We start from the raw sequence: 23634 nt of genomic DNA, 5'->3' as shown, positions 1-23634 counted from the left end.
GGGTTAGACCATCGTCCGAAAGCGCAAAAGCCTAAACTTAACGGCCAATTTGCGGCGAAGCGGCTGCCCGCGGCGCGACAAAATGCTGCGCTGTCCCGGCCGAAGCGGTGACCGTTTTTTCGCCAGGCGGAGGGGACGGGATCACGCGCGCTTCGCGATCTTGCCACAGGGCGGAATGACCGAGTCGAAATTCGGCAAAACGGCGGGATCACGCAGATCGACGTCGTCGTAGATTTTGAAGAAATCCTCGTTGTCGCCGAGTTGCAGATAGAGATCGACGCGGGCTGGTCCCGGCGGCGGCGAATCGACGCGCCGGCACGGCTCCGCCGTGAGCAAGAGCCTTCCCTTGTGGCTTTCGCCCGCCGCCTTTTCCGCGCGGGCGCGGTCCTGCAAGGCGCGCAGCCAAGCCACGTCGGCGGCGCTGGCGCGGAACACGACGAAACGGGTTTTCGCCCAGGCTTCGTCAGCGAGGCCGCGAGGATTGGGGGACTCGTCGCGGACGAGATCGAGGATGCGCTCCTGCGCGTCCGGCTCGCCCTCATGGCTGACCAGTTTGATATGCGCCTGCCCCGATCGCACGTCGATCCAGTCTGGAATCCGCCCGGCCAACCTGACGCCGGCGGGATCGACGGCGAGCGTATCGACCTTACTCAGCCGCCACAAAGCGGAAACCGGGACATGCCAACAGCCGGACAGCAGCAGCGCGAGCGCCGGAACCAGGAGCTTTTTCATGAAGACTAAATCCTATATCGTGATTTTTTTAATGTTTGACATTAAATTTTTCGCGTGTCAATCTCTGGGCGTGGATTGGAGGCCTTCCCATGAATTTTCAAATGTTGAGCGCCCTGAGCCTGTTGGGGGTCCTGGCGGGGCGCGGCCCCGCCTCCGCCTTGCCGCACGACCCCAAGGCGCAACCCTGTCTCTTCGATGATTGCCGCGTGCCCGCCCAACCCGGCGCCGAGCTGCTCGCGGCGAATGTGGACAAACTGCCGCCCGGCCCCATGGCGCGGGTCGAACCCTTGCAAGGCCGTCCCTTTGGCGGGCCGGTGGCCGTGGTCGCCTATGCCGATTTCGACGCCGATCGGACCCACGAATTCTCGCATGCCCATCTGCTCAGCTATTTTTCCTCGCTGAGCGTGATCAGCCTGCCGAGCTGGTTCACCGAGGGGATTGCGGTGCTGGTCTCCGGCGGCGGCGGCGCTCAACAGATCAGCCCGGAGGAGGCGCGGCGCGCCATCGCCGCCGGCCAGAGCATCAACCCGGTCGAAACCGCCGGCTTCTTGGAAAATTCTCTGCCCGGCGCGCACATGGCCTATCGCCCAGCCGGGATGTTCGTCGGTTTTCGGCGCGCGCGCGAAAAAAAGGCTTTTGGGGTCCTGCGCGACGGACTGTATGCCGGCCAGGAATTCAAAAACGCGTTCCGCGCCGCCTATGGCGCGCCGGTCGCGGCGTTTTGGGACAATTTCGCGCGGGACTGCGCGAGGAAAGGAGCCTGACATGACTCAAGCCCCGGCCACGCGGCCATTCGCAAGGATCGCCCGTATTTCGCGCTTGGCGCGCGCGCTCACCGCCGCCTGCGCCGTGTGGATCGTCGGCGCGACCCTTTGGCATTGGGCGCATCCAGCGCGCGTCGCGGAGAACGCCCATTTGATCTGGGGCGCGGATTTCGGCGACTTTTCCGCCGCGCAACTGGCCGCCGGTTTCGCTTCGGCTCTTTTGCCCGCCGGCGCGGGACTCGGCGCGCTCTATTGCCTGTGGCGGCTGTTCGGGGTCTTCCTGTCGGGCCGCGTCTTCCAGGTGGAGCCGGCGCTGTGGCTACGCCGCGCCGGCTTTTTCCTGATCGCGGCGGCGGCCTGCGCCGTGCTCGACAATAGTTTGGAGGCGACCATCCTGTCGCTCAACCTGGGCGTCGGCCATCGGCTGCTGGCGATCGGATTTCCACCGCTGTTCTTTTTCGGCCTGCTTGCCGGAACCATCGCCATCGCTATGGCCGAAGTGTTTATCGCCGCCGCGGAGATGGCCGAAGACCACGCCGCCATTGTTTGAGACTTGGAGAGATTGATGAGCATCGAAACTTCGGCGCCGGTCGCGCTCTCGCCGCTCGCCGCCGCCCTGCGCAAGAAGATCGGTTGGCTGCGCCAGATCATCCGCTTCGCCGTGATCCTATGGTCGGGGTGGATTCTTTATCTGATCGTCGCCGGCCATGGCGCCAGCGGCCGTCACCCCCCGTTCGTTCAGCCCAGCGACCTGCTCAACGCCATTTTCGTTACCCTCCTGTTCTCGCTGGCCTATATTTTCAAGACGGCGGCGGAGCTTGCCGAAGACCACGCGCAGATCGTCTGACCCATGCCCATCATCGTCAACCTCGACGTCATGCTCGCCAAACGCAAAATGCGCTCGCGCGATCTCGCCGCGCGGATCGGGATCGCCGAGCAGAATCTTTCCTTGCTGAAATCCGGCAAGGTGAAGGGGGTGCGCTTCGACACGCTGGAAAAAATTTGCGCCGAACTGGACTGCCAGCCCGGCGATTTGCTGGAGTTTCGGCCGGAGGAGCCGGGCGGCGGTTGACGCGGGAAGGTCGCGCGAAGCGACAGCCGATTGGCGCTCGCCTCCCCTGAGCTTTGGTCCGTTGAACTCTCCCGTTGTCCCGGAGATCAGCCTTGCGACGAACCTAAAGCCGCGAGCGCTTCGTAAAGCGTCTGCGCCGCGCTTTGCTGCGCCGAGGCGGATGCGCCCGATTTCGCCTGGGAAATCAGATCCTGCAAATCCTTCAGCACCGTCGCCTGGGCGCTGGCCGATGACGATTCCGAACTTGTGGAGGTCGTGTCTGACGACGCCAGACTCGCGAGATCGCTGGACACCGACTGCGCCGCGGTCTGCGAAGTCGAGGTGTCGCCCGATTGCACGGACGAAAGCAGCGCAGCGAGATCGCTCGCCAGCTGGGACGCCGACGAACCTGAGGAAGCCGCCGGCGGCGGGGGCGGCGGCGGGGGATTGTCCAGCTTGTCTTGCATGGTTTGCGCCAGACTTTTCGCCGTGGTCATGTCGCCCGATTCCACGGCGGAGAGCAGGTTTTTCAGATCGCTGAGAAGGCTGGAGTCGCCATCGGCGGATGAGCCGGACGCACTGGACGAGGATGAACTCGACAGGGCGGTGGAGAGCGACGTCGCCGCGCTTTGCGCTTGGGCCGTGTCGCCGTTGAGAATCGACGTCAGCAAGGTCTTGAGCTGATCGCCAAAGCTCGAATCGGAACTGGAGGCCGACGAACCGGAGGTTGAAGACGCGGCGCCCGACGACGCGGCGGTATCGGAACCGGCGAGATAGCCGTAACCGCCAAACGCGGATTCGCCGTCGCCTCCGGAGGCGCCGGAATCACCGAAATCAGATGAGATCGCGCCGAGCGGCGGTTGCGCCATCATGGCGACAAAACCGGACTGGAGCGCTGACGACGACGCTGAAGCGTCGCTTGAGGCGCTCGCGTCGCTGGCTGTCTTGTGGCGCTGCTGCTGAAGCAATGCAAGGCTGTAAGAATTTGAATTGAGGCTTGAAACGGTCACGATCGTCTCCTGAAGCATAGTTTACAACGTAACGATGCATGGAGAGACTGGTGCGAAACTGTATTTTTGACATGTTCTATTTTTTGTTTTGGTCTTTTTTGATTTTTTATTGTATTGAAGGTTTCTTATTGGCATAATTTCGCAATATATTTGGAATCTTTTTGGATGCCGCCATTTTGGCGCCGCAACGTCCCTTGGCCTGGGAAGCGGAATCGCTGCGGCTTCGTAGTGTCGCAGTCCGGGCCAGTCTGATGACGCCGGCGCGATTCATGATATCTTTCCCGCATGCGCCGTCTCCATCTGCTCCGGCACGCCCATGCCGCGCCCACAGGAAAATATCGCGACCACGACCGTCCCCTCACCGTCGGCGGGCGCGAGGCGGCGGCCCATATCGGCCGCGCCATGGCCGCGCGCGGCGACATCATCGACATCGCGCTGTGCTCGGACGCCGCCCGCACCCGCGAAACCCTGGACGTCGTGCTCAAGACCTGCGGAGCGACGCCCGAGCTGCAACTGGAGCCGGGCATCTACCAGGCGGAATGCGACGAGCTCGCCGCGCTGTTGCGCGCGCTGCCGGACGACATCCGCAACGTCCTGGTCGTCGGCCACAATCCCGCCGTCGCCGAATTCGCGGTCGCCTTCGCCAATGGCGGCCCGACGCCGGACATCGACCGCCTCAACCGATTCTTTCCGCCAGCGGCGCTCGCCGTCTTCAAGGTCGAGGCGCCTTGGAACGAATTGTCATGGAAGGGCGGCCAATTGCTCGCGTTTCTGTCATGACCCTGTATAAGTCGCGTCGGGCGCCCATCTGAGACTAGACCGCCCGGAGACCCGCTTGCCCATCCTCGACACACTCCTCGCCGAAGCCCGCAACGGCGCGGCCAACCTGTCCGACCTGATCCGTGGAAAAGGCCTTCGTCTTGGCGTCACCGGCCTGTCGCGCGCCGGCAAGACCGTGTTCATCACCGCCCTCACCCGCCACCTGACCCTGCTCGGCAAGTCCGGCAAAAACGCCCTGCCCGCCTTCCGCGTCGCCGAGGAGGGCCGCATCATTCGCGGCAAGCTGCAACCGCAGCCCGACGACAACGTGCCGCGCTTCGCCTATGAGGACCATCTCGCCGCCCTCTCCGGCCCGGAGCGCCATTGGCCGGAATCGACCCGCCAGATCTCGCAATTGCGCCTGCGCCTCGACTTCGAGCGCCGCGAGGGGTTTCGGGCCGGCGGATCGTCGCTGACCATCGACATCATCGACTATCCCGGCGAATGGCTGCTGGACCTGCCGCTGCTGCAAAAGACCTATGCCGACTGGTCGCGCGAAACCTTTGACGCCAGCGCCGGCGCCGCCCGCGCCACGCTCGCCGCCGAATTCCGCGCCTTTTCGCGATCGCTCGATCCCGCAGGCCCCGAAGACGAGGGCGTGGCGCGCAAGGCTGCGGAAAAATTCACCGCTTATCTGCGCGCCTCGCGCAGCGAATCCTACGCCCTGTCCACCCTGCCGCCCGGCCGCTTCCTCATGCCCGGCGACCTCGACGGCTCCCCCGCCCTCACCTTCGCGCCCCTGCCCCTGCCGGAAGGCTTTTTCGCCGCGCCGGGCACGCTCGCCGCGATGATGGAGCGCCGCTACGAGGCCTACAAAACTTTTGTGGTCAAGCCGTTCTTCCAGAACCATTTCGCCCGGCTCGACCGCCAGATCGTGCTGGTGGACGCGCTCGCCGCGCTCAATTCCGGCGCCGAGGCGGTGCGCGACCTGCAACGCGGCCTCAACGACGTGCTCGCCGCCTTCCGCTCCGGCCATAACAGCTGGTTCAACACCCTGTTCCGGCCGCGCATCGACAAGATTCTGATCGCCGCGACCAAGGCCGACCACCTGCATCACCTCAGCCATGACCGGCTCGAGGCGATCCTGCGCGTGCTGGCGTCGCGCTCCATCGCCCGCGCCGAGGATTTTGGCGCGCAGGTGGACGTGGTCGCGCTCGCCGCGGTGCGCGCCACCCGCGAAGCCCAGATCAAATATGGCAAGGAGATGCTTGACGCCATCGTCGGCGCCCCACTCGCCGGCGAATGCCTTGACGGGCACAAGTTCGACGGCAAGACGGAAGCCGCGGTCTTCCCCGGCCAGTTGCCCGAAGACGCGAAGCAAGCGTTCCGCGGCGACATGCTGGCGACGCCGGAACACTTGGCCGATGTCCGCTTCGTGCGGTTCCGGCCGCCGCAAACGCCGCAGGGCGCGCCGCCGCCGCACATCCGGCTCGACCGCGCCTGCCAATTCCTGTTCGGAGATTGGATGCCATGAGCCAAACTGATCCCAGCTCCGAGGCCCCCCGCCCCGAGCGCCCGCGTCCGCGCGCCTTCCGCCTCGACCAGCTCGGCGAGGACATGGTGGCGCCCCAGCCCGATTATTACGAGGTCGAGGCGGCGCAGGCCGCCGCGCAAACCGCCGCCGCCGCCGAAAAGGAGGAGCGCCTCACCGAGGAGGCGCAGGCCGAGGGGTTTGCGCCGAAAAAAGGCGGCTGGACCTGGGGCGGCGTGCTGCTTTCGGCGCTCGGCGCGCTGGTTTCGCTGTCGATCGGCCTGTGGCTGGATACGCTGGTCGAGGATCTGTTCGCCAAGAGCAAGGCTTTGGGCGTGCTCGGCGTTGGGCTGGCGGGCCTGATCCTGGTCGCGATCGGCGTGCTGGTCTCCCGCGAAATCGCCGTGCTCTACAAGCAGCGCGCCATCGCGCGGCTGCATCGTTCGCTCGCCATCGCCCATGAGAACGACGATGTCGGCATGGCCAAGGCGAAAGTGGCGGAGCTGATCTCGCTCTATGCGGACAAGCCAGAGATGGATGTGGCGCGCAAACGCCTCAAGGAATTGCGCAACGAGATCATCGACGGCGCGGCGCGGGTGGAGATCGCGGAAAAGGCGCTGATGCCGGCGCTGGACGCCGCCGCCCGCGCGGAAATCGCCAAGGCGGCCAAGGCGGTGTCGCTGGTGACCGCCATCGCGCCGCGCGCGATCATCGACGTGGTTTTCGTCGCGGCGCAGGCCCTGCGCCTGATCCGCCGCATTTCGGAGATCTACGGCGGACGTCCCGGCATGCTCGGCGCCTTCCGGCTGGCGCGGGCGGTGGGCACGCACCTGACCCTGACTGGCGCGGTCGCCATCGGCGATTCGCTGCTGCAACAAATCGTCGGCCATAGCGTGGCCTCGCGCATTTCGTCCCGGCTGGGCGAAGGGGTCTTGAATGGCCTGCTCACCGCCCGCATCGGCCTGTCGGCCATGGCGGTGTGCCGGCCGATGCCGTTCATCGCGGAGAAGGCGCCGTCCATCTCGGATGTCGCGCCGTTCCTGCTGAAGCGCGGCGACAAGGAGAAGGCGGCCGGATGAGCGCGACCTTTCCCTCTCCCCGCCTGCGAGGAGAGGGTTCGGGTGAGGGGCTGGGGCATTGGCCTGGGCGTCGTCAGGATAGACATTCGCAACCTTGATCGGCGAAACGAAAACGCCGTCAACGCGCGTTCATGTTGGCTTCAAGAGTGAAAACCCGACAAACACAAGATTTTGTTCTTGTTTTGTTTCACGTGAAACCTCTTGTTTCCCATGAATCCCACCAAGCAACTGAATCGACACCAAAAACCGCCGTCACGCCCCTGACCCGCGTTTCACGCTCCTCGCGCGCCTGAGCAGATGTCGTACACAACCCACCGCGTGCATGAGCAGGAATCGCGCGTTTTTTTCGCGAAATTCCACCGAAATCCATCCATTTTCACCGCTTTTTGCGGGCTTGAACACGGGCGCCACAACCCGAAGAGCGAAATCCGAGGGGCCGCGACCACGCCGAAAGGGCGGCGCAAGGGGACTGGATCGCATGGCGTCCACGCGCATCTCGGACAAAGTCATACGGTTTCCGGAAGATCGCTTCGCGATCCGCGAAAACGAAATCGCACGGAAATCCTCCAGGCGAAGGGCGGATTTCCGCGCGAGTGGAATACGATTTCCGAACTGATCGTTCGGAAATCGTATCACAGGTTGAGGGCGCAATGCGGTCCTGTCCCCGGCCCTTGAAGAGGAACACCCCAGCCAAGGCGAGTGGATCGAATGGCAGGCGGCGACGATCCCGCAACTCAGTGCGTGCGGCGGCGAAGCCGACGCCGTCGCGCTCGCCTTGCTGAACATACTGAAACATGAGCGATATCCGCGCCAGACCCTTCCGTAACCCCTACAACCTGTCGCGACGCATGCTGTTGCGGCAGGTTCCGCCAAGGGGACTGGATCGCATTGCGTCCAGGCGCATCTCGCGCAAAGCGACACGTTGAGGGCGCAATGCGTTCCTGTCCCGGTCCTTGAGGAAGAACAACCCGGAGGCAACATGAAGCAGCATCTCGAACGAGCGCTGTACGAACTCTGTTACGCGCTCGCGGGGTTCGAACAGGCCAGGGCCAACAAGCCGGCCAAAGACCTCCGCGGCGCCGAGAAGGCCGACAGCGTCATTGTCCTGCTTCGCCTGTCGCAGTGGGGCGTGGAGACGGCCCTGCGCTCCATGCGCGACAGGGATGCGGCACCGGCGCGCCCCCGGCGCTGAGCGAGCCCCGCGACGCCCCTCAGTGCGACAGAAACGTGAACGGCTCCGCCGGAACGAACCTGTCCGAGGCTTCGCCGGCGATGGTGGGATGGCCGGAGAGGTCGAGCTTCATCGGCTTGGCGTGCTTCAGCTTGTCCAGATCCACCCAGAATATCGCGGGGGTGTAGGCGGACTCGAAATAATAGCGCCGGGCGCCAGCGTCGGAGACCGTGCGCCAGATCGTCGAAGCGATGTTCGGCTGGTTCGGGTCCGAGATTCCGAGCGGAACCGAACTGGCGCGGGCGAGCGAGAAGACCGTGGCGACGGCGAGGACAGGATCGTCCACGCGTTGGGCCGCGCCTAAAAAATAGCTCGCCCGAACGAAGCGGTCCGGCGATTGAATGGTTCCCGGCAGGAATTTCGAGCCGCCCACGCCCTGCCAGTACGCGTTGAGCGTCAGCTGCTTGTCGTAGCGCGGCGAATTGGTCATGACCGTATAATTCGGGCCGTGGTGGATCACCAGCTTGCCGTCGATATATTCGAAAATGGCGCTGTCGCCCGTCGCGTCCGCAAGCGACAAATGTCCGGCCGCCTTGCGCCCGCCCGGCAGGTCTGGCGCGACGATCACGAACGGCTCCTTGGACAGGGCGTCCACCGCCTCGGCCACGGTGGCGAAATTGTCGAGGGCGTATTGGGTCCAGGCCCCCACCGAGATCAGCGGTTTTTTCGTGGCGTTGGCGTCGCCGTACTCCGTCTCCACCAGATAGAGCGTGTTGGCGACAAGGCCCGCCTCGTTGATCCCGTCGACCGTGGCCGCGTCATAAAACGAGGAAATCACCGAGCGGTATTTCGACGTCCACTTGATCGAGCGCGGGCCGACCCCGCCGTCTCGCTCCATGCCCTTCGGGAAGGTCCAGAGATCGGTGTGCGGGTCGACCATCCAGTCCATTGTCCGTCCGACAATGAAGTCTTTGGTTCCCGATTGATACAGGATGCGGGTGCAAGCCTGCGCCTTCGCCGCGCCCAGCGCGACCGCGCAGACGGCCAGCCCGATCAAGAGCTTGCTTTTCATCATTGCCCACCGCCTCTCGATCCACAACCGAGCCGATCTTGAAAAGCGGCCATCGTCCTGTCAAGGAACGCCCTCCTCATGCGCGCGTTTTCGCGGGGTTGAGCAAAAGAATCACGACCGGAAGGCCGGTTTTGTTCGGGTCGGCGGCGACCGATCGTTAACGCACATCGGTTGCGCTGCGGCATATTGCTCAGCAGGATTTCCGCAAAGTGGCCCCCGGTTTTCGGATAAAAATCCTGCGAAAACAAAGGAATCTAAGCAAGCATTCGTTGGGCGGCCAACGAATGCTTGCTTAGAGCTTTTCCACGTTTCATGGAACCATGAAAAAGCTCTAGGTTATTGTTTTGACGCATTTTCTTCACGCGAACCGGCATCCGCTTCGCTTGAAAATTCCCTAAGACTTGGCCGGGCCCGAGGTTTTTTCATTATGTCATTCGGCAAGCGAGGCGTTATTCGATTTCCGAACGATCAGTTCGGAAATCGAATAACGCTCGCGCGGAAATCCGCCCTTCGCCTGGAGGATTTCCGCGCGATTTCGTTTTCGCGGATCGCGAAGCGATCTTGCGGAAACCGTAGCACGCCTCTGGATCACGCTCCGACACCCTCTCCCGATCAGGAGCCGGAGCCCCCCATGACCCGCCAACCACGGGCGACAGCGTCGGAAGAGCCGCTGGGTTTGGTGGATTTCATCCTGTTTGGCGTGGGGTTCATCGCATTGGCGGTCTGTCTGATCATTTATTTGAAGAAGACGCCGAGCCAGCCCCCGCGCGTGGGCGCCGCCGTGGACGCCGCGGTGGAACGGGCGCCGCCCGTCACCTCCGACTTTTCGCCCATGGAGACCGTCCGGCAACGTCTGGATCAAGGAGAGGCCGGGCGCACCTTCGAATTCGCGATCATCGCCTCGCCCAGCGCGCGCTGCTTCGCCCGCATCAACGCGGTTCGGCCCTGGCGTCACCCCGGCTGGACCAATCGCGGGCTCGATGAGGCGAACACAATTTTGAAATTCGAATATGAGGTGGCGGGCCTGGCCCTCAACTGCCTGATGACCGAGGACCAGCGCCGCTTCTGCAAGGCCACGGAACGCGCGAAGATCACGAAAGCGGTTGCGTTCTATCTCGCCAAATATCGCAGGGACGTCGCCGCGAAAAAGCGGGTGGGCAAGGCGCCGGCGCTGCCGCAGGACCAGATGTACTGGGACCTCGCCGAGCGGATGAACGCGATGGATCCGGGCGCCGCCGATGACGTGGGCGTCGACGACCCCACGGAATTGTTCAAGGGGATCGCGAGCGTGACGGACGCGGGTTATTTCACCGCCGCCGATTTTGGCTCGGCGCCCGAACTCGCGCCCCACATCCGGCCGTCCCTCGCGAAACCGTGCGGTTGACGCCATCGCCAGGGACAGTTTTGGCCGCGCCCCAGGAACCGCTCACGCTCCCGCGCATGGCGACAGCGGTTTGCGGCAAATACGGATACGGGTTTGACCTGGAACGCGAATATGTGGAAAAACAAACGCTAAGCATTTTTCGCGTGTCAGCGCTCACCGAGGCGACCCCGCCGCGACATGCTGCAATAAGATTTTATTAATGACACCAACCGGACACTGCCGCGACCAGCAAAAGCGAGCAACGCCGTGACAAACTATCCCAACGATGACGTAAAGTTCGATTGCGACTCGTTAAAGCAACGCATACACGTCAATCAAAAAAAGAAAGAATACGCAGAAAGCTTGAAGTTTACACGCGAATACGTCGAACGTTGCGCGCAACGGTTCAGACGAACCCACCCACAAGCGCCCGAAAAATCCGTCGGCGCCATGCTGGAATCGGCCGCCGTTTGCGCCCAAAGCGACACCACGCGCATCATTCTGGCCGGGCTTGTCTTGATCGGCTTCGCCGGATGGATCGGAACTACGCTTTACGGGCAATATACCGAAACCAGCGAACGCGCGCTCGCGCAGCAATGCCTCAAGCACAATTTCACCGGGATCAACGGGGTTTGCTACGATGAGCAGCGCCGCATCCACACCCTCAATCCGGACGGATCGGCCAGGAAGGGCGTCGCGGATCGCAAGGTCTGGATCGATACGGGGTTTCGCGTCACCAATCCCGGCGAAGGGAACTGACGGCTGCAAGCGACGCCTTCCGGCATCCACTTCGCTTGAAAACGCTCTCGCAAAAGCCGGCGCGATCGGCGCAAGACGAACCGGCTCGAACAGATCGTCGGCCGCGCGTAAAAAAAAGCGGGCGGCGCGCCAGCCGATTATCCCTGCGACTTCGGCAACTCCAGCACCAGCCCGTCCAGTTCGTCGCTCAGCTTGATCTGACACGACAGCCGCGAGGTCGGGCGCGGATCGACGGCGAAGTCGAGCATGTCGCTTTCCATGGGTTCGGGCTTCGGCAGCTTGTCCGCCCATTCCTTGTCGACATAGACATGGCAGGTGGCGCAGGCGCAGGCGCCGCCGCATTCGGCATAAATTTCCTCGACGCCCGCGTTGCGGGCGATTTCCATCGCGGTCTGGCCCGGCTGGCCCTCCAACTCGCGCTTCTCGCCCTTGGCGTTGATGAAAATGACTTTGACCATGTGTGCTTTCCGAGCTGGCGCCTAATTTTTGCGCTGTTGTAATGCGGATCGGCGAAAATGGCCAGTTCAATCGAAGCCCGGCCCAGCCAGCAGACCGCAGGCGGCGCCGACTTCTTCAGGCGCCGCGCCGATCTGCGCGGCAAACGCCAGCAGCAAACCCTCGTCGGAGGCCAAATAAGCCATCACCCCGGCCAAAAAGCCCGGCTCCGCCGCAGCCTGACGCAGATGGACGGCGTCGAGGCCGCTCAAGGCCAAAAAGCGCGACAGACGCTCGTCATCGCCGGCAAGGAAGCTCAAACCCTTGATCGCCATATCTTCGGCGGCTTCACGGTTCATCTTCGGTTTTCGCGGGGCGCCGAGGACCAAGACCGACTCTCTTTTCAACGGAACGATTTGCCTAAAGTTCTACCCTGGGGTGAAGCGCATTTTCAATTCGTCAATGTCTGTTGGTTAGCTTGTCCGCGAGACTCCTAAGGTCGGGCGCGCCCGAAGCGGAACCCAATGGTTAAAAAAGTCCTGATCGTTGAAGACAACGAACTCAATATGAAGCTCTTCAACGATCTGTTGGAAGCGCACGGCTACCAGACTCTGCAGACCCGGAACGGGGTGGAAGCGGTGTCGCTGGCGCGCGCGCACCATCCCGACCTGATCCTGATGGACATCCAGCTTCCCGAAGTGTCGGGCCTCCAGGTCACGCAATGGCTGAAGGATGACCCTGATCTCGCCGACATTCCCGTGGTCGCCATCACCGCCTTCGCCATGAAGGGGGATGAGGAGAAGATTCTCCAGGGCGGCTGCGAAGCCTATCTGTCGAAGCCGATTTCCGTGGTCAAGTTCCTGGAGACGGTGCGAAAATTCATCGGAGACTGAAGGCATGACCGCGCGCGTTCTGGTGGTCGACGACCTCCTCCCCAACATCAAGTTGCTCGAAGCGCGCCTCACGGCCGAATATTTTGACGTGGTGACGGCCACCAACGGGTTCGAGGCTCTGAAAATCTGCGAGCGCGGCGAGTGCGACCTCGTCCTGCTCGACGTGATGATGCCGGGCATGGACGGATTTGAAGTCTGCCGCAAGCTCAAGGCCAATCCGGGAACCCTGCACTTGCCGGTGATCATCGTCACGGCGCTCGACCAGACCTCCGACCGGGTCCGCGGGCTCGAAGCCGGCGCCGACGATTTTCTCACCAAGCCGATCGACGAGATCGCCCTGATCGCCCGGGTGCGCTCGCTGGCGCGTCTGAAAACCTCGGTGGACGAATTGCGGGCGCGCGCGGAAACCTCCGTGGCGCTCGGCGTGACCGACGCGGTGGACCACAGGCTCGACGGCGGGCTTGGCGGCAAGGTGCTGGTGGTCGACGACCGCGTCAATTCCAGCGAAAAAATCCTGTCCGCCCTGCGCGACCGCTATGAGGTCGACATCGAGCCCGACCCGACGGAAGCCCTGTTCCGGGCCACGGAGACGCCGTACGAACTGGTGATGGTCAGCCTTGGGCTCGCCAATTACGACGGCTTGCGGCTGTGCAGCCAGTTGCGCTCGGTCGAGCGCACCCGCCACACCCCGATCCTGATGCTGTCCGACATCGAGGATCGCGCCCGCGTGCTGCGCGGCCTCGACCTCGGCGTCAACGACTATCTGGTCCGCCCCATCGACAGCAACGAGATCATCGCGCGGGTGCGCACCCAGGTGCGCCGCAAGCGCTATGCGGATTCGCTGCGCTCCAACGTGCAGGCGGCGATGGAAATGGCCGTGGTGGACCCGCTCACCGGCCTGAACAACCGCCGCTACCTGCAAACCCATGTCGTCGGGCTGATGGAGCAGAGCGCGCAAAAGGGCCGTCCGCTCTCGGCGATGGTGCTCGACATCGACCATTTCAAAAAAGTCAACGACGCCCACGGCCACGATGTCGGCGACGAAATTCTCAAAGGATTTGCATCGCGGGTGCGGCGCGTGGTGCGCGGCGCCGATCTTTTGTGCCGGTTCGGCGGCGAGGAATTCGTCATCGTCATGCCGGAGACCCGGCTGTCCACCGCCCGCCTCGTCGCCGAGCGGGTGCGCGCCAGAGTGGCGGGGTCGCCGTTTCCGATTCGCGGCGGCGCGGAGACGCTGACCATCACGGTGTCGATCGGCGTGGCCGAATCGCATGGCGGCGAAAGCCCCGACGCCCTGATCAGACGCGCCGACCAGGCGCTCTACCTGTCCAAGTCGGGCGGCCGCAACCGCGTGACGGTCGACGGCAGCAGCGCCGCGGCGGCGTAAGCGAAAGCGCAGAGCCCACAACGCTTTGCCGAGCGCCGCGTTCGGCCTGCCCGTTCATCGCGCGGATGTTTGCGGCGCCGCTGGCGCAGGCCTCCGCGTGAGCGTCAGCGGACGTCGCCTGTCTTGCCAAGCAACGCCAGAACAAGCTCCGCCTGGCTGTGCGTGTGCGTCTTCTGGAACAGACGGGCGAGATGCGTGCGCGTTGTCGAACGCGCGACGCCAAGACGCTGCGCGGCGGCGGCCACGCCATGGCCGCGCAGCATTTCCCGGGCCAGCGCGGCTTCCGCGGCGGTGAAGCCAAAGGGGAAATCGTTCCCGCGTTCCGGCCTCGCTTCGATCAAGACCAGCGCCGTCGGCCATGAGGGCAGCCGCCAGGGCAGATCGACAGCGATGGAGGTGACCAGCGCCGTGAGCGCGGACCGGCCGGCGCGGCGGAGAACGACAGACTCGGTCGTGGTCGGCTTGGCTTCACATCGCCGGATCGCCGCGCGCAATCTTTCGGAATCGTCGGCGTCGAACACGCGCGAGACGCCGCACCTGTCGAGCGGCAGGCCATCAAGCAGCAAGGCGCGCGCCGGGCCGTTGGCGTCCAGCACGTCGCCGTCGCGGTCGACGAACAGCGCGGCCTGATGCGTCAGTTCGAAATGCGCCAGCGTGGCGACCGGCGCGTGTGTCGCCAGAGCCAGCCGGGTATTGACGTCGAGGGCGCGCATCAGGTGGGGGGCGATGCGCCGCATCAGGTCAAGCTGTCGGTTTTCGAACGCGCGAGCGCCTTGCACTGTGAGAACCGTCTGGCGCGCGGATTCGACCTTGAGAACCGCGCTCGCCATCGTGGTCACGCCCTGGGGCAGCAGGAAGTCGTTGTAGAATTCGGTTTTCTCGAACTCATGCGACGGAACGACCATTCCGTCCGTCTGGATGACGCCGACAGGCGCGTTGACCGAAGCCAGCCACGCGGGGTTGCGGGCATGATAATAGCCCGTGTAGGCGTCGACCGTCGCCGCATCGACGCCGACCATGACGCCCCAGCAGTCCGAGGGTTTTTGGCTCAGGCCGGCCAGACCAACGCTGCGGGCGCCGAGCGCGTCGGCGATGGCGCCAAGGGCGTCCGGCCAGCGGGTCACGTCGAGGCTGGCGGCATGGATGCAGTCCAGCAATTTGGGCAAGAGACCGGATGTCACGCCTTTCTCCCCGAAAGCGCGGCTTTCCAAGCCAGGATCAAACCAATTTCAATATCGAAAACAGCGACGCGTCATTGTGTTGATATTTTCAATTCGGTCAAACCCGCCTCGACGCGCCGCCGGATGGCGAAAGCGCGGCGGCGCGCGGCAAGACCGCCAGCCAAAAAACCTCGCATTTAAAAGTCTTGACCAAGATCGCGGCCGGAACTGGAAGCCTGAACGATTGCAATGACGCAAAGTCGGCCAACTCAAATTGCTCCGGCGCTCCATCATTCGCATGACGACCAGCCGCGAAAAGGCGCGCAGGCTGCCGGGGTTACATTATCGCCCCTTCCCAGCGTTGCATTTTCCCCGCCGCGAGCCTCGACGAGACCCGGCGCACCCTTCAGCTTCTGGAGATCACAGATGGACGATATTGCCGCCCTCTCGCCCGAACGCCTCCTCGCCCTGCTCCACGCCGTTTCCGGAATTGAACGCCCCTCCGACGACGATCCGCATATTCCGTACGGCCCTGCCGGTCCGGTGATCCGCGCCGCGCTCGACCGTGTGAGCGTCTTCGGCCAGCCGACCCCGGAGCCATGGCGGACGAGGCTGGCGGACTACCTGGATTCGCCTTCGGGGAGCGCCTTCGGCCCTCGTCCGGAGCCGTGGCGGGAGTTGCTCGCGGCGCTGTTGCGGCAACATCCGGAAATTTGGGAGGTGATCGGCGGCGGCCCCCTGGGTCCGGTCTCCCGCGTGGCGGAGCGCCGCGCGGGCTTGATGCACGCGATTGGCGAGGAAATCGTCGCGCGGGCGCAACTGATCCAGACGGTCATCGATGTGACCGCCGGAAAAGCCGACCATGGCGCCGTCAAACGCTTTGTCCTTGACGTGACCGACGACCTGTGCCCGCCTCCGCCAAAGCCGCCGTTTCCCTGGCCCTTTGGCAAGCTGACGTGCGAGGATATCGCCGTCATCGCCATCACCCTGGACCTTGGCGCGAAGCAGACGGCGAGCCCGGCCTTGAGGGACGCGCTGGCCAGCGCCGCGAGCGGGCTCCTGCAACACTCCCTGCGCTCCGAACTGCGAACCTGAATCGGAGGAGCCAGGACCGCCCGCCCCAGCGGGTATTGCCGCGCGCGACGACTCCCACGCCGCGCGCGGCTTCCTTCGTTTCGCCCGCGCGCATGCTCTGGCGCGGCCGTGAAATTCAAGCAGGATTTCCGAAAAGCAGCCCCCGGTTTTCGGATGAAAATCCTGCGAAAACAAAGGAACCTAAGCAAACATTCGTTGGGCGACCAACGAATGTTTGCTTAGGCCGGATGGCTGCAAGTTCCCGTCATACGATTTCCGAACGATCCGTTCGGAAATCGTGTTCCATTCGCGCGGAAATCCGCCCTTCGCCTGAAGGATTTCCGCGCCATTTCGTTTTCGCGGATCGCGAAGCGATCTTGCGAAAACCGTATCATTGGCTGCGAGCAAGGGCTGGCGATTCTGCATCGCGCCCGCTGCGATTCAGGGATCAAATTATTGTGAACGCCGCCGTCGCAAAAGATTCACCGGCTTGCCTCAACCTCCGCTATAAGAGCGCACGCGGGTTTGCAACCAGAGCTATATGCAGTCGGCGGGAACGAGCGATATTGGCTTTATTTGAAATTTTTCGGGAAGTCGGATGCAGCGACCGAATCAACCGCCTGCCCCACGAACATGTCGTCTGGAAGCCGGGCCCACCAGGGGCGCCGAGGCTTGCGATTCGGCAATCCGCCTTTAACCGAGGCCGTCGCGCCCCCCTTTCCGCAGACCTGTGAGACCTGGTGTTCAACCGCATGGGTTTAGCTTCTATGAGCTGTAGTCCTGGAGAATCTGGAATGGCCAAGAAATTGAGATTTTTAACTGTTTGCGTGTCGGCGCTGGCGCTCGCGGGCGTGTGCGCCGTCGCGCCCGCGGTCGCCGAGGAGCACGCGGCCAAGACCGCCGCGGCGACGATCGAACCCAAGGCCCTGACTCTGCTCAAGGACATGAGCGAGACCCTGGCCAAGGCGAACGCGATCTCCTTCACCGTGCGCCGCGCCTTCGATGAACCCGCCGCGAACGGCCAGCCGCTGTTTTACACGATCCAGTCCAACGTGGACTTGCACCGCCCCGACAAGCTGAGAATCATTACGCCGGGTGACGGACCGGCGTCCGAATTCTATTACGACGGCAAGGAAATGGCGGTGTTCCTGCCGGACGCCAATCTTCTGGCGGTCGAGATCGCGCCGCCGAAACTCGACGACATGCTCGAAGCCGCCTACACCAAGGCCGGCCTTTACTTTCCCTTCGTCGATTTCATCGTCGCGGATCCCTATGCCGCGATCACCGAAGGCCTGAAATCGGCTTTCGTGATGGGCAAATCGAAAGTCGTCGGCGGCGTCGAGACCGACATCGTCGCCATCGCCAGCAAGGACATCCAGGCGCAGATCTGGATCGGCTCGCAGGACAAGCTGCCGCGCCTGGTCTGGCTCAACCCGGTCAAGGGCGCTGCAAAGCCGCGCAGCATGATCGAATTCTCCAACTGGCGGCTGAACGCGCCGGTCGCCGCCGAATCGTTCAGGCCGGCGGCGGCGGACAAGGCCGGAAAGATCAAATTCGCCAAACCCGCCGGCGCCGAAGCGTCCTCGGGCAAGTGAACGGCAAGGGGAAGACCATGATCAAGCGTCAATTTTTGGCAGTCATTCTCGCGTCCTCGGTGTCGGCCATGGCCCTGACCCCGGCCCTGGCCTGGCGCGGCGGCGGTTTTGGCGGTTTTCACGGCGGCGGTTTTGAGGGCGGCGGGTTCCGGGGGCCCGATGGCGGCGGAGCCGCAGCCGTCAGAGGCCCGGACGGCGGCGAAGCCGCAGCCGTCAGAGGCCCGGAGGGCGGCTGGCACGCGGCGGGCGTGAGCGGCAATGGCGGCACCTGGCACGCCGACGGCTACCATGCCGGCGGCGCCTGGGGCGGCGGCTACGGCTATCACGGCCCGGCGGTGGTCAACAGCTATTACGGCGGCGGCTGCTACGGCTGCGGCGCGGCGGCCGTTGGCGCAGTCGCCGTCGGCGCGGCCGCGCTGACGATCGGCGCCACGATCGCCACCTTGCCGCCCGCCTGCGCCTACCGGGTCGTCAACGGCGCCGGCTATTACGTCTGCGGCGGCCAATGGCTGCAACCGCAGTACGGCGGCAGCGGCGTGCATTACGTCGTCATTCCCCCGCTCTGACCGACACGCGACGGGCGACCGCCACCGGTCGTCCGTCACGCGCTCTGGAATGGCGCGGCTTTTGCTCCCATGTTGGCGGCATGACAACATTCCGCCTGCGCATCGCGCCAACCCTCGCCGAAATCGCGCCCGAAGCCTGGGACGCCTGCGCCAATCCTCCGGGAGCCAACGGCGGAGAGCGCTTCAACCCGTTCATCACCCACGCTTTTTTGCACGCGCTGGAGACGACGGGCTGCGTGGGCGGCCGCACCGGCTGGAGCCCCGCCCATGTCCTGATCGAGAGCGACGACAAAAAGCTGCTCGCCTGCGCCCCCGCCTATTTCAAAAGTCATTCGCAGGGCGAATATGTGTTCGATCACGCCCTCGCCGACGCCTTTTCGCGGGCGGGCGGCCGCTATTACCCCAAACTTTTATGCGCCACGCCGTTCACGCCAGTGAACGGCCGCCGCCTGTTGGTGTCGTCCGACGCCCCGCAAGGCGCCCGCGAAGCTGTGCTCGCCGGCCTGCGCCAGCTCGCGGCAAAAACCGAGTCGTCGTCGCTGCACGTCAATTTCGCCGATGCGCCCGACATGGATTTTTTGCGCGCCCAAAATCTTTCCGCGCGAAAAGGCCAGCAGTTCCACTTTTTCAATCGCGGCTACGCCACGTTCGACGATTTTTTGGGCGCCCTCGCCTCGCGCAAGCGCAAAAGCATCCGCAAGGAGCGCGAACAGGCGCTTTCGGCGGGGATCGAGGTGGAATGGCTCACCGGCGCCGACATCAAGGAGGCGCATTGGGACGCGTTTTTCGCCTTCTACATCGACACAGGCAACCGCAAATGGGGCCGCCCCTACCTTTCGCGCGCGTTCTTCTCGGTGCTTGGCGAAAAGCTCGCAGACCGCGTCCTGCTGGTGCTGGCGAAGCGCAACGGCCGTCCGATCGCCGGCGCGCTGAATCTGATCGGCGACGACGCGCTCTACGGCCGCAACTGGGGCTGCGTTGAGGACCATCCCTGCCTGCATTTCGAACTGTGTTATTACCAAGCCATCGATTTCGCGCTTTCGCGGGGCCTGAAGCGCGTGGAGGCCGGCGCGCAGGGTGAGCACAAGCTGGCGCGCGGCTACGAACCCGTAGCCACCTTTTCAGCGCACGAATTCCGCGATCCCAGGCTGGCCGTAGCGGCGGAAGATTTTTTCGCGCGCGAGGGCGAGGCGGTGGACGAAGTGATCGCCGAATATGCGGCGCAGGCGCCGTTCCGCAAGGCGCAAGCTTGAGCCCGACGAGGGCGCCTCTATTGACCCAACCCTTTCACTTCGCCACTCTCCGCGCCAAACCGGAGGCCGAAATGACCGTCGCTTATGATCCCCAAAACATTTTCGCCAAAATTTTACGTGGCGAAATCCCGTGCGTAAAAGTGCGCGAGGACGACAAAACCTTCGCCTTCATGGACGTGATGCCCAGGGCCGACGGCCATGTGCTGGTGGTCTCCAAAACCCCGGGGCGCAACATTTTTGATCTGCCGGAAGAGGCCCTGTCCGACCTGATCCTGCGCGTGCAAAAAATCGCCCGCGCGGTCAAAACCGGAACCGGCGCGGACGGGGTGACCATTCACCAGTTCAACGAGCCCGCCGGCGGCCAGAGCGTGTTCCACATGCATTTCCATGTGATCCCGCGCTGGGAAGGGATACCGCTGCGCCCGCACGGCGGCGCCATGGCCGAGGCCGCCGTGCTGGAGACCCATGCGGCAAAAATCCGCGCGGCGCTGGACTGACGGTTCAGATTCCGCCGAACCTGTAGCTCACGCCGGCGCGCACGACATTGTCGGTGATGCGCGCGGCGAAGGGGCCGAAATCCTGGCGGCCAAAATCGTAATAGCGGTATTCGACGCGCCAGCTGAAGTGTTCGGTGAGCGCATATTCGAGGCCGCCGCCGACGTCATATCCGCTGCGGCTGGCGCTGACGCCGGCGCCGGCATAGCGGCCCTCCAGCGTGGACCAGGCGTAGCCCGCGAGCGCGAAGACCATGGCCTGCCCGGACACCCAGCCCAGCCGGGCGTCGGCGGAGCCGAACAGGTTTTGCGCGTATGAGCCGGGCAGCGCGCCATAGACAAAACGTCCGGAGGCGCTGGAGCCGTTGACCTCCGCCTCCACGCCGGCGACCACATGCCCCGAAACGACGTTATAGCCGAGATGAGCGCCGCCGAAGACGGCGTTGGTCGCGACAGAGAGCGAGGGGGGCGCGTCGATCTGAAGCCCGCCCCAGGCGCCGCCGACCTGCAGGCCGCCGTAAGCGCCGCCAAAATCATGATCGACAAGGCCGCCCGCCTTGGTCGACACGAACTCGGCGGCCCCAGCGCCGCCGCCAGCGGCGAGCAAGACCGCCGCAATGGCAAGAAAAAAACGCAATTGGCTTTCCTCGCACAGAGAAGACTCGCGCAAAGACTTGCGCGATCCCTCACAAACACAAGCAAAACCTAATTGATCATGGTGAATGAAGAGTTACGCGGTTCGGTTCAGGAAAAAATCCGTTCGCAAGCCTCCGCCGCCGCGCGACTGGTCACCAGCGCGCCGCCAAAGCCGTCGCGCCGCGCCTTCGAAAAATCACCCACGGTGGCGGCGTCCGCCAGCGCCGGCGCGCCGGCGGCGGCGGCGGCGAACACGATTTGCGCACGCGCAACAGCCAGGACTTCGGCGTCCTCGCCGACGCCAAGCGCCCCCGCCAGCGCGGCGCTGTCCCAAAGCAGGCCGAGCAGCCGCCGGGTCGCCCCGGCCAGGGAGCCCAAAGCGAAAATGGCTTCGGGGAGGTCGGCGGCGGAGGCGAGAATGCGTGTGGACCCGTCTTCCAGCCCGTTTTCGGCTTCGCGCACCGCGAGCTTGGCGCCGAGATGCTGCACGTCGCGCCCGCCGCAGGCCTGCGGCAGAATGATCCCGCAGGGCGCGCTGGCCATCACCGCGTCCAGATCGGAATCGGCGAGGCCGGAGGTCAGCGCGTGGATGCGCGCCAGCGACCGCCGGCCGCGCTCCCGCAAGATCTTAAGCATGGGCGCGGCCTCCGCAGCGGCGCCCCTGGTCACATCGATGGCGACGGCCTGGGCGACGCTTCCCAGGGCCTCGTCGAACAGCGCGGCGTTCCCCGCCGGCACGAGAAAAATCGATCGCATTTTGCCTCCGGCGCCATTTTTCGCGCGCCAACCCTTCGTGTTAAGCCAGTGTTTACCCTGATTTCAGATCATTCCTTAACCAAACGGCGCCCTCTTCAGTCAGGTTCGCGCATGCTCGTCCGCAAGTTCATCCAGTGGTCCCAGGGCACCTCCGCCACCGCGCGCGCCGACGGCGTCGCGGCGCTGGCCCGCGCCTATCTTTACAGCGAAATGGCGCCAGAGGAACGCCGCGAGGCCGAAAGCGCGCTTTACGCCCTGCTCGACGACCCCTCGCCGCTGCCGCGCCGCGCCATGGCCGAATGTTTCGCCGGGTCGCCGGATGCGCCGCCCGCCCTGATTCACGGGCTCGCCCGCGATCAGTCCGAAGTTTCGGCCCTGGTGCTGACCCGCTCGCCGCTGCTCGCCGACGCCGACCTGATCGACTGCGCCGCGGTCGGCGACAGCGCCGCCCAGGCGGCCATCGCGCTGCGGGCCGATCTGTCGCCCGCCGTCTGCGCCTCGCTCGCCGAAATCGCCGGCCGCGAGGCGGCCATTGCGCTGGCGGTCAACGAATCCGCCAACATTCCCGATTTCGCCCTGCGCCGCATGGTCGAGCGTTTCGGCGACGACGGCGAGGTGCGCGAAGCCCTGCTCGGACGCGCCTGGCTGCCGGCCACGGTGCGCGCGCATCTGGCCGACGTCACCGCGCGGGCGCTGGCCGACTTTGTCGTCTCCCGGCAATGGCTCAGCGCGCCGCGCGGCGCGCGGATCGCCCTGGATAACCGCGACCGCGCCACCATGATCATCGCCTCGGGCTGCGCCGACTATTCGGAAGAGACGGCGGCGCTGGCCGCCTATCTGCGCGTCGCCGGCCAGATCACCCCCGGCGTCGCCCTGCGCGCGCTGCTGTGCGGGCAAAAGGGCCTGTTCGAGGCGACGCTTGCCGAACTCACGGGCTTGAGCGCCAAGCGGATCGCGGGCGTGGTGCGCGAACCCTGGTCCGACGCCTTCGCGGCGGCCTACGCCAAGGCCGGCTTTCCCGCAGGGCTGCTGATCGTTTTTCGTTCCGCGCTGGCGGCGCTGGCGCGGCTCAAGCCAGGGAACGAGGACGAGGGCGCGCTGCGCCTGCCGCTGATCCAGGCGGTGCTCGCCGATTGCGCCAGCGGCGATCCCGCTTTGGGCAATGTGATGTCCCTGCTGCGCCGGTTTGAACTCGACGCGACGCGCGAGCAGGCGCGACGCCAGATCGCCGAAGTGCGGACCGCCCAAGTGCGCAGCCAGGCGGCGGACGATTCGCCAATGTTGTTCGGCTTGCCGACCACGCTGACGCCGCGCGCCGAGGGATCTGAAGACACCGGCGTGGTGGTGGACCTCGCCGCGCTGGAGCGGGAGCTGCTGGCGGCCTAAGCAAACATTCGTTGGTCGCCCAACGAATGTTTGCTTAGGTTCCTTTGTTTTCGCAAGATTTTCATCCGAAAACCGGGGGCCACTTTTCGGATATCCTGCTTCGAGCATTTTCAAGCGAAGCGGACGCCGGTTTGCGCGAAGACAATGTGTCAAAACAAGACTCTAGAGCTTTTTCTGTCTCCATGAAACGTGAAAAAGTTCTAACCGCAAAGGCGAGGGTACGCGCAAAAAAACGCGGCCGGTATCGTTACGATACGGGCCGCGTCTTACGTTTCACTGTCTTGACCGGCGCCTGTCATCGTCAGTCAAGAGGTGAAGCGTCGCCGGATGGCGAAGCCATGCGTTCGACAGGCTCCTGGCTGCGGGGTGGACAGTCCGCGTTCGGAGCTGGTCGCTGCCGGGCCTTGAGCCCGACGTCCCACACGCTCATGCCTGCCGAGCGGCTTTACGCAATCAGCCGACGACGTGCTCGATCGACGCCGCCTTCTTGAGGCCGCCCTGCATATAAGCCGGGAACCAGGTGGTGTGGGTCAGAACGGCGAGGTGCACCAGCAGAGCGGTGATGGCGACAGCGCCGAGCATCAGCGGAAGGCCGATGGCCGGGTTGACGACGGTCCAGATTTTGCCTTGATTCATAACCGGAGCTCCTTAGTGCATCCAGGGGGTCATCGAGAAAGCGAGGAAGTGCGCGACCAGGGCGATGCCGAG

General features: G+C 64.4%; 29 protein-coding genes. 18 read left to right on the top strand and 11 right to left on the bottom strand.

Translation table 11 applies throughout. The annotated features are described in order from the left end of the window. Window positions 1–141: 141 nt before the first annotated feature. A complete protein-coding gene (locus tag GJ654_RS20865) occupies window positions 142–732 on the bottom strand; it encodes a hypothetical protein (protein ID WP_196305592.1) in 591 nt (196 codons plus the stop codon). An 89-nt stretch (window positions 733–821) separates the two neighbouring features. Between GJ654_RS20865 and GJ654_RS16250 the strand changes: the two genes are divergently transcribed. Genes GJ654_RS16250 through GJ654_RS16235 form a run of 4 tightly spaced genes read left to right on the top strand, consistent with a single transcriptional unit; the run spans window position 822 to window position 2568 of the window. Then, the gene (locus GJ654_RS16250; protein ID WP_155447230.1) at window positions 822–1496 is read left to right on the top strand and encodes a hypothetical protein; all 675 of its coding nucleotides are present in this window, start codon (window positions 822–824) and stop codon (window positions 1494–1496) included. A gap of 1 nt (window position 1497) precedes the next feature. Next, window positions 1498–2046, top strand: a complete 549-nt coding sequence (locus GJ654_RS16245; RefSeq protein WP_196305591.1) for a DUF2975 domain-containing protein — start codon at window positions 1498–1500, stop codon at window positions 2044–2046. 15 nt (window positions 2047–2061) lie between these two features. Next, the gene (locus GJ654_RS16240) at window positions 2062–2343 is read left to right on the top strand and encodes a hypothetical protein (RefSeq protein ID WP_155447228.1); all 282 of its coding nucleotides are present in this window, start codon (window positions 2062–2064) and stop codon (window positions 2341–2343) included. 3 nt (window positions 2344–2346) lie between these two features. Continuing rightward, window positions 2347–2568, top strand: a complete 222-nt coding sequence (locus tag GJ654_RS16235) for a helix-turn-helix domain-containing protein (protein ID WP_155447227.1) — start codon at window positions 2347–2349, stop codon at window positions 2566–2568. An 86-nt stretch (window positions 2569–2654) separates the two neighbouring features. Here the strand turns inward: GJ654_RS16235 and GJ654_RS16230 are convergent, their stop codons facing one another. Continuing rightward, complete coding sequence (locus GJ654_RS16230) at window positions 2655–3557, bottom strand: hypothetical protein (protein ID WP_155447226.1); 903 nt, start codon at window positions 3555–3557, stop codon at window positions 2655–2657. A gap of 285 nt (window positions 3558–3842) precedes the next feature. Between GJ654_RS16230 and GJ654_RS16225 the strand changes: the two genes are divergently transcribed. The 3 genes from GJ654_RS16225 to GJ654_RS16215 are packed head-to-tail and all read left to right on the top strand — an operon-like array spanning window position 3843 to window position 6926. Continuing rightward, window positions 3843–4337 carry a SixA phosphatase family protein gene (locus GJ654_RS16225; RefSeq protein WP_155447225.1) on the top strand — a complete coding sequence of 165 codons (495 nt, stop codon included), beginning with the start codon at window positions 3843–3845 and terminating at the stop codon, window positions 4335–4337. A 55-nt stretch (window positions 4338–4392) separates the two neighbouring features. Further along, window positions 4393–5850 carry a YcjX family protein gene (locus GJ654_RS16220; RefSeq protein WP_155447224.1) on the top strand — a complete coding sequence of 486 codons (1458 nt, stop codon included), beginning with the start codon at window positions 4393–4395 and terminating at the stop codon, window positions 5848–5850. After that, window positions 5847–6926 carry a YcjF family protein gene (locus GJ654_RS16215; protein ID WP_155447223.1) on the top strand — a complete coding sequence of 360 codons (1080 nt, stop codon included), beginning with the start codon at window positions 5847–5849 and terminating at the stop codon, window positions 6924–6926. The genes GJ654_RS16220 and GJ654_RS16215 overlap by 4 nt, the downstream gene beginning before the upstream one ends. Before the next feature lie 376 nt (window positions 6927–7302). Here GJ654_RS16215 and GJ654_RS16210 read toward each other — a convergent pair whose 3' ends face one another. Further along, window positions 7303–7722, bottom strand: a complete 420-nt coding sequence (locus GJ654_RS16210) for a hypothetical protein (RefSeq protein WP_155447222.1) — start codon at window positions 7720–7722, stop codon at window positions 7303–7305. 183 nt (window positions 7723–7905) lie between these two features. Here GJ654_RS16210 and GJ654_RS16205 point away from each other — a divergent pair, with 183 nt between their 5' ends. After that, a complete protein-coding gene (locus GJ654_RS16205) occupies window positions 7906–8118 on the top strand; it encodes a hypothetical protein (protein ID WP_155447221.1) in 213 nt (70 codons plus the stop codon). A 19-nt stretch (window positions 8119–8137) separates the two neighbouring features. Here the strand turns inward: GJ654_RS16205 and GJ654_RS16200 are convergent, their stop codons facing one another. Further along, window positions 8138–9169, bottom strand: a complete 1032-nt coding sequence (locus tag GJ654_RS16200; protein ID WP_155447275.1) for a linear amide C-N hydrolase — start codon at window positions 9167–9169, stop codon at window positions 8138–8140. On the opposite strand from GJ654_RS16200, the gene GJ654_RS16195 reads away from it, so the two are divergent. After that, window positions 9159–10553 (top strand): hypothetical protein, encoded by a 1395-nt coding sequence (locus GJ654_RS16195; RefSeq protein WP_155447220.1) that lies wholly within the window; start codon window positions 9159–9161, stop codon window positions 10551–10553. The genes GJ654_RS16200 and GJ654_RS16195 overlap by 11 nt on opposite strands. Window positions 10554–10799: 246 nt before the next feature. Then, a complete protein-coding gene (locus GJ654_RS20860; RefSeq protein ID WP_196305589.1) occupies window positions 10800–11291 on the top strand; it encodes a hypothetical protein in 492 nt (163 codons plus the stop codon). Window positions 11292–11428: 137 nt separating this feature from the next. Here GJ654_RS20860 and GJ654_RS16185 read toward each other — a convergent pair whose 3' ends face one another. Beyond that, complete coding sequence (locus GJ654_RS16185; RefSeq protein WP_155447218.1) at window positions 11429–11749, bottom strand: 2Fe-2S iron-sulfur cluster-binding protein; 321 nt, start codon at window positions 11747–11749, stop codon at window positions 11429–11431. 66 nt (window positions 11750–11815) lie between these two features. After that, complete coding sequence (locus tag GJ654_RS16180) at window positions 11816–12085, bottom strand: DUF3572 domain-containing protein (RefSeq protein ID WP_155447217.1); 270 nt, start codon at window positions 12083–12085, stop codon at window positions 11816–11818. Window positions 12086–12250: 165 nt separating this feature from the next. Between GJ654_RS16180 and GJ654_RS16175 the strand changes: the two genes are divergently transcribed. After that, window positions 12251–12619: a response regulator gene (locus GJ654_RS16175; RefSeq protein ID WP_155447216.1), complete on the top strand. Its 369-nt coding sequence runs from the start codon at window positions 12251–12253 to the stop codon at window positions 12617–12619. Window positions 12620–12623: 4 nt separating this feature from the next. Continuing rightward, a complete protein-coding gene (locus GJ654_RS16170; RefSeq protein ID WP_155447215.1) occupies window positions 12624–14006 on the top strand; it encodes a PleD family two-component system response regulator in 1383 nt (460 codons plus the stop codon). Window positions 14007–14110: 104 nt separating this feature from the next. Here GJ654_RS16170 and GJ654_RS16165 read toward each other — a convergent pair whose 3' ends face one another. Beyond that, complete coding sequence (locus tag GJ654_RS16165; protein WP_155447214.1) at window positions 14111–15187, bottom strand: helix-turn-helix transcriptional regulator; 1077 nt, start codon at window positions 15185–15187, stop codon at window positions 14111–14113. A gap of 405 nt (window positions 15188–15592) precedes the next feature. On the opposite strand from GJ654_RS16165, the gene GJ654_RS16160 reads away from it, so the two are divergent. The 5 genes from GJ654_RS16160 to GJ654_RS16140 all read left to right on the top strand — a co-directional run bounded on the left by GJ654_RS16160 (window position 15593) and on the right by GJ654_RS16140 (window position 20151). Further along, a complete protein-coding gene (locus tag GJ654_RS16160; protein ID WP_155447213.1) occupies window positions 15593–16261 on the top strand; it encodes a hypothetical protein in 669 nt (222 codons plus the stop codon). 773 nt (window positions 16262–17034) lie between these two features. Next, window positions 17035–17835, top strand: a complete 801-nt coding sequence (locus GJ654_RS16155; protein WP_196305588.1) for a DUF2092 domain-containing protein — start codon at window positions 17035–17037, stop codon at window positions 17833–17835. Window positions 17836–17852: 17 nt separating this feature from the next. Further along, window positions 17853–18401, top strand: coding sequence for a hypothetical protein (locus GJ654_RS16150; RefSeq protein WP_155447211.1), 549 nt, complete (start codon window positions 17853–17855; stop codon window positions 18399–18401). A gap of 80 nt (window positions 18402–18481) precedes the next feature. Further along, on the top strand, window positions 18482–19654 hold the full coding sequence (locus tag GJ654_RS16145; protein WP_155447210.1) for a GNAT family N-acetyltransferase: 1173 nt from the start codon (window positions 18482–18484) through the stop codon (window positions 19652–19654). A 71-nt stretch (window positions 19655–19725) separates the two neighbouring features. Next, complete coding sequence (locus GJ654_RS16140) at window positions 19726–20151, top strand: HIT family protein (RefSeq protein WP_155447209.1); 426 nt, start codon at window positions 19726–19728, stop codon at window positions 20149–20151. A gap of 4 nt (window positions 20152–20155) precedes the next feature. On the opposite strand, the gene GJ654_RS16135 is transcribed toward GJ654_RS16140, so the two are convergent. Next, a complete protein-coding gene (locus GJ654_RS16135; RefSeq protein WP_196305587.1) occupies window positions 20156–20785 on the bottom strand; it encodes an outer membrane protein in 630 nt (209 codons plus the stop codon). Window positions 20786–20892: 107 nt separating this feature from the next. Further along, a complete protein-coding gene (locus GJ654_RS16130) occupies window positions 20893–21540 on the bottom strand; it encodes an aldolase (protein WP_155447207.1) in 648 nt (215 codons plus the stop codon). Between the two features lie 111 nt (window positions 21541–21651). Between GJ654_RS16130 and GJ654_RS16125 the strand changes: the two genes are divergently transcribed. Next, window positions 21652–22926, top strand: coding sequence for a DUF2336 domain-containing protein (locus GJ654_RS16125; protein WP_155447206.1), 1275 nt, complete (start codon window positions 21652–21654; stop codon window positions 22924–22926). Window positions 22927–23379: 453 nt separating this feature from the next. Here GJ654_RS16125 and GJ654_RS16120 read toward each other — a convergent pair whose 3' ends face one another. Together GJ654_RS16120 and GJ654_RS21700 are read right to left on the bottom strand one after the other, a co-directional pair. Next, entirely contained in the window at window positions 23380–23562 is a 183-nt protein-coding gene (locus GJ654_RS16120) for a light-harvesting protein (protein WP_155447205.1), read from the bottom strand. A gap of 12 nt (window positions 23563–23574) precedes the next feature. Beyond that, window positions 23575–23634 (bottom strand): light-harvesting protein (locus GJ654_RS21700; protein ID WP_155447274.1); only part of this gene is annotated, 60 nt, incomplete at its 5' end.

This window comes from Rhodoblastus acidophilus (assembly GCF_009720655.1).
GTDB classification, from domain to species: domain Bacteria; phylum Pseudomonadota; class Alphaproteobacteria; order Rhizobiales; family Beijerinckiaceae; genus Rhodoblastus; species Rhodoblastus acidophilus_A.
The sequence above is the reverse complement of the archived record's forward strand: the minus strand, read 5'-3'. Positions and strand labels throughout refer to the sequence as shown.